The sequence below is a fragment of the Mucilaginibacter sp. P4_G9 genome (assembly GCF_056400985.1).
On record NZ_JBFUKF010000344.1, the window covers coordinates 1 to 5,346 of the forward strand.

General features: G+C 41.0%; 5 protein-coding genes. 2 read left to right on the forward strand and 3 right to left on the reverse strand.

The genetic code is table 11. From position 1 onward, the window contains the following. Together AC1DPZ_RS21245 and queA are read right to left on the reverse strand one after the other, a co-directional pair. Positions 1–565: IspD/TarI family cytidylyltransferase (locus AC1DPZ_RS21245; protein ID WP_477407186.1), on the reverse strand; the 565-nt coding region annotated here is incomplete at its 3' end. Positions 566–760: 195 nt separating this feature from the next. Then, entirely contained in the window at positions 761–1,810 is a 1,050-nt protein-coding gene (gene queA / locus AC1DPZ_RS21250) for a tRNA preQ1(34) S-adenosylmethionine ribosyltransferase-isomerase QueA (protein WP_477407188.1), read from the reverse strand. Between the two features lie 234 nt (positions 1,811–2,044). Between queA and AC1DPZ_RS21255 the strand changes: the two genes are divergently transcribed. Together AC1DPZ_RS21255 and AC1DPZ_RS21260 are read left to right on the forward strand one after the other, a co-directional pair. Further along, positions 2,045–3,292, forward strand: a complete 1,248-nt coding sequence (locus AC1DPZ_RS21255) for an ABC transporter permease (RefSeq protein ID WP_477407190.1) — start codon at positions 2,045–2,047, stop codon at positions 3,290–3,292. Positions 3,293–3,299: 7 nt separating this feature from the next. After that, positions 3,300–3,818, forward strand: coding sequence for a DUF3347 domain-containing protein (locus AC1DPZ_RS21260; RefSeq protein ID WP_477407192.1), 519 nt, complete (start codon positions 3,300–3,302; stop codon positions 3,816–3,818). On the opposite strand, the gene AC1DPZ_RS21265 is transcribed toward AC1DPZ_RS21260, so the two are convergent. After that, the coding region (locus AC1DPZ_RS21265) for a response regulator (RefSeq protein WP_477407194.1) at positions 3,815–5,346 on the reverse strand (1,532 nt) is incomplete at its 5' end. The two genes, AC1DPZ_RS21260 and AC1DPZ_RS21265, sit on opposite strands and share 4 nt — an antisense overlap.

A 5,346-nucleotide genomic window follows, 5' to 3' on the forward strand; every position in this document is an offset into this window, starting at 1 on the left:
GTTCATATGCTTTTCTTAACAATCCGGCCCTGAATGTTTGCGGGGTTTGTACCAGGTAGATATGATCCCGTAATAAACTTACCGACCTGCCATCAATTACTTGCCTCACCGAATCGCGGCTTTTAACGGCTGTTACCGCATTGCCATGCTCATGGGCATGATTGTATGATGTTTTGATAATTGCAGCGCTGGTAAGCGGGCGTACGGCGTCATGTACAGCAATGAGCGCATCGTCTGTACAGCGTATTTTATCCAATCCGTTTTTTACCGAGTGAAAACGGGTTTCGCCACCGGCCACTAAAAAATGGGGGATAGTGAAATTATGGTTGGTGCATAGCTCATTCCAGTACACATGAAAATCAGCATGAAGCACCAGGATGATACCGGTGTTAACATCCAAATTATGAAAAGCCCGCATAGTATGCATTAACACGGGTAGCCCGTTAACCAACAGAAACTGTTTTGGAACAGAAGCCCCCATCCGGGTACCGGAACCGCCGGCAACGATGATAACGTATTTAGATATGGGATTTGAGATAGGAGATTTGAGATTAGGGTTTTCCATAAATTTTAACCTGCAATGTCATGCAACTTGTTTCGGCACCCGGCGTGCTAATTTTACTTCATACGGGGATACCTGTCCTGTGGGTTCCTGAAACAAGTTCAGGATGGCATGTCATTAAATACAAATCTAAAACAAAAAAAATGAGATATGAATCCTAAGTCTCATATCTCATCTCTAAAATCTCACATCTAAAATTTAGATGATCAGCATGGCATCGCCGTAGCTGTAAAAACGATATTTTTCTTTAACCGCAACTTCATAAGCATTCATTACATACTCGTAACCGCCAAATGCCGATACCATCATCAATAATGTTGATTCAGGCGTGTGGAAGTTGGTGATCATAGAGTTGGCTATACTGAAATCATACGGAGGGAAAATGAACTTGCTGGTCCAGTCATTAGCGGCTTTAAGTGTTTTGCCTGCCGATACTGCCGATTCAATAGCACGCATTGAAGTAGTGCCTACAGCGCATATGCGTGTTTTACGTTCAATACCACGGTTTACAATATCAGCTTGTTTTTGCTCGATGATAAATTGCTCCGAGTCCATTTTGTGTTTGGTTAAATCTTCAACCTCAACCGGGCGAAAAGTGCCTAACCCAACGTGCAGGGTAACCTCTGCAAATTCAACGCCTTTTAATTCAAGGCGTTTCATCAACTCGCGGCTAAAGTGTAAACCAGCGGTAGGGGCTGCAACGGCGCCTTCATGCTTGGCAAAAATAGTTTGATAGCGCTCTTTATCTTCGGCGGTAGCCTTGCGCTTAATATATTTTGGCAATGGTGTTTCGCCCAGTATCTCCACATTGCGGCGGAATTCTTCGTCGGTACCGTCAAACAAAAAGCGGATGGTACGGCCGCGTGAGGTGGTATTATCAACAACCTCGGCAATTAAAAGGTCGTCATCACCAAAATATAATTTATTACCAACGCGTATTTTACGGGCCGGATCAACCAATACATCCCATAAACGCAATTCTTTGTTTAATTCGCGCAGCAAAAAAACCTCAATTGTGGCGCCTGTTTTTTCTTTATTTCCATACAAACGCGCAGGGAATACTTTGGTATTGTTAAGGATCATAACATCCTTATCGTCAAAATAATCAAGTACGTCTTTAAATATTTTATGTTCAATTTTTCCAGWATCCTTGTGTAAAACCATTAAGCGCGCTTCGTCGCGGGTTGTTGATGGATTGTGCGCTATTAATGAATCTGGTAAATTGAATTTAAATTGAGATAATTTCATGTTTATGTATATGAATTTTCAGGGCGCAAATGTACGTAATATTTTGTTGATTACATTGATATTTTGTTGATTACGCCGATTGGGGCTTTTTACTAAAACAAAATAATAATGTAACTTAATATGTGTATCATCGTCTAACCCATAACATTGTTTTTGGTAATTTGATTTACAATTCAATAAAATCATTAAAAAACCGGTGAAATCACATTGTAATCCGTGTAATCATATATAGATATGTTGTTTTTAAAACTTTTAGGGGAAAGCTTTTTGTTTGCTTATGATGCATTAAGGCAGAACAAGATTCGTACAACGCTTTCATTGCTTGGTGTTACTATAGGCATATTTACCATTATAGCGGTGTTTTCGGCGGTGGATACCTTGCGTAACAATTTGCAAACCAGTGTAAACAAGCTGGGCAACAATAGTATCTATGTTGAAAAATGGCCCTGGGTGGGTGGCAGCGATTTTCCGTGGTGGAAATACCTGCAAAGACCAGTAGCTAAGCTTAAAGATTTTAATGAGCTAACGCGCCGCAGCCAAACTGCCGAAGCATTATCTTATGAGATTGGTATTGATAACCGTACTATTAAATATAAAAGTAATACTGTTGAGGGCGCGCAGATAGATGCCGCATCACAGGATCACGACAAAACCTGGAACTTTGATTTTGCAGCCGGCCGGTATTTTACCGAGATTGAATCAAAAACAGGAGCCCCTATTACAGATATTGGTTATGATATTGCCCAAAACCTTTTCCCAGGCGGTGATGCCGTTGGTAAGCAAATAAAAGTAATGGGCCGTTATGTAACTGTAGTAGGCGTGTTTTCAAAACAGGGTAAGGATATGCTGGGCATATCAACCGATAAAGAAGTTTTATTGCCATTGAATTTTGCCCACAACCTTATTGATGTGCAAAACGAAAAATATCGCCCATCCATTATTGTACGGGGGAAGGAGGGAATCCCTACAGATGATGTTGAAAGTGAGATAAGGGGGTTAATGCGCTCTATCAGGAGTCTCAGGCCGGGTGTAGAAGATAATTTTGCCCTTAACCGTACTACCATGTTAACGCAGGAGCTGGATAAAGTTTTTAATGTATTAAACAAAGGCGGTTTTATTATAGGCTTATTTTCGATGCTGGTTGGAGGATTTGGTATTGCCAATATCATGTTTGTATCGGTAAAAGAGCGTACAAACATTATCGGGATCCAAAAATCGTTGGGTGCTAAAAACTATTTCATATTATTACAGTTCTTAATAGAATCCGTTGCACTTTGTATAATGGGTGGGCTGGTAGGGCTTTTACTTGTTTATTTTTTAACGTTTGGTATTAAAGCTGCATTTGATGTACAGGTAATACTGGGGGCCGAAAATATTATCATTGGTTTAAGTTATTCCATTGGGATAGGCGTAATATCGGGAATTATTCCCGCGTATTTTGCCTCAAGGCTCGACCCGGTTGAAGCTATCCGTACTAACTAAGTAATAAATGAAAATTGTAAACTATATTTTGCTGTTTGTGGCCCTTGTAGCGGCATCGGCATGTAATCAACCGGCAAAACAGCAGGATATTGCTAAAACCGATACTGCGGCTACCGAATCACGGGTAGTTGATACTGTTAATACAACTGAAGTTTTTACCGCATATATCGGGTTGAAAGATGAGTTCTTAAAATCAGATGTAGCGGGTATCAAATTAAGGGCTTCGGCCCTTGAAGGTAAGCTGGCAGCTATAAAAGGTTGTTCAGAAACCGCAACACTTGCCCACCAGATTGCTGCAACAGATGATGTAAAAGCGCAGCGCGCTAGTTTTTTGATTTTAAGTAAGGATGTTATCACGCTGGTTAGAGGTGCTAAATTAAAAACCGCTACCATTTATGTTGATTATTGCCCTATGGCCGATAGCGGCAAAGGAGGATACTGGTTATCACTCAATAAGGCCATCGAAAACCCTTATTTTCCTGAGCATATGAAAGAGTGTGGACAGGTTAAGGAGCAAATGAATTAATTTGATTTTCCCCGCTGACTGTTAACTGTAGTAATTTTACAGTATTTTGCTGCTTTTTCAAACAAGGTTTCTGGTACAAAGGGCTTGGTGAGGTAATCGCTCATGCCGGCTTCAAATGCTTTATTATGAGTTTCGGGCATAGCATCGGCAGTTAGTGCTATGATCGGAATATCGGGGTGCGATTTTTTGATTATAGCAGTTGCTTCAAAGCCATCCATAACAGGCATTTGCAGATCCATAATAATGAGATTATAGCTATTGTTATTTACCATGTTTACCGCAATCTCGCCATTAAGAGCCTCATCAACCTCCGCATTCCATTTCTTTAAAAATCTGGTAGCTATCATCAGGTTCATTTTATTATCATCAACCACCAATATTTTCATGCCGGTTAAATTGAGCACATGCCCGGCAACAGAAGGTGTGACCGGCTGATAGCCTATGGCCTTGGATGCAGTATGATTTGATGCAATATTAAAGGTGATTGAAAAAGCGAATGAAGTACCTTTGCCCAATTCACTCTCAACAGAAATGGTACTGTTGTGCAGCTCCACCAGTCGCTTGGTAATAGCAAGCCCAAGCCCGGTACCACCGTAATCATTGTTAATAACCTGTTTGTCCTGCATAAAAGGATCAAAAACAATATTAAAGCTATCGGCAGAGATGCCTATCCCGGTATCTGTAACAGTAAATTTAACAGTTACGCTGGCATTGTTGATAAGCTCCTTCTCTAGTTTAATGCTAACTCCGCCGGTATGGGTAAACTTAACCGCATTGCTTAGCAGGTTATTCATCACCTGGCTTAAACGCATGGCATCGCCGGTTACCATTTCGGGAATAGCTTCGTCGATAATAACATCAAGCGTTAACTGTTTTTCGGCCACTTTGGAATGAAACGATTGCTTTATTTTTTGGATAAGCTGGTGAAGGTTAAACCGGGAGTTATTGAGTTCCAGCTTACCGGCCTCTATTTTATTGTAATCTAAAATATCATTTATAATGGCCAGCAGGTTCTCGCCCGAAAATTTAAGTGTATTGAGGTATTCCAGCTGCTCGGGCCGCGGATCTTCGGTTAATAATAAATTGGTGGTGCCGATAACCGCGTTCATCGGTGTGCGAATCTCATGGCTCATGATAGACAGGAACTCCGATTTAAATTTTGACGATTTTTCGGCCAGTTCTTTGGCCCATATCAGTTCTTGCCTGGCCTTTTGCTGGTCGGTTATATCTTCACCAATGCTGGTAGTTTCTTTTAGGTTGCCATTTTCATCGTAGCTAACCGTGTTTTGCCAGCTGATAATACGTTGATCGCCATTGCGGCAAATAATAGGATTAACAAAGTGGGCGCCGACTGTATCGTTTTCAAGCCAGCCCATCAGAAAATCCTGCAGATCATCGGTCACAAAATTTTTCATCCAGTTTAAACCAATGATCTCATTTTGTGTATAACCCAGCAGGTTGGCCAGGTATTTATTGCAGAAAATTACATTGGCATTTTTATCCAGGGTTAAGGCTGCCAGGTTAATCG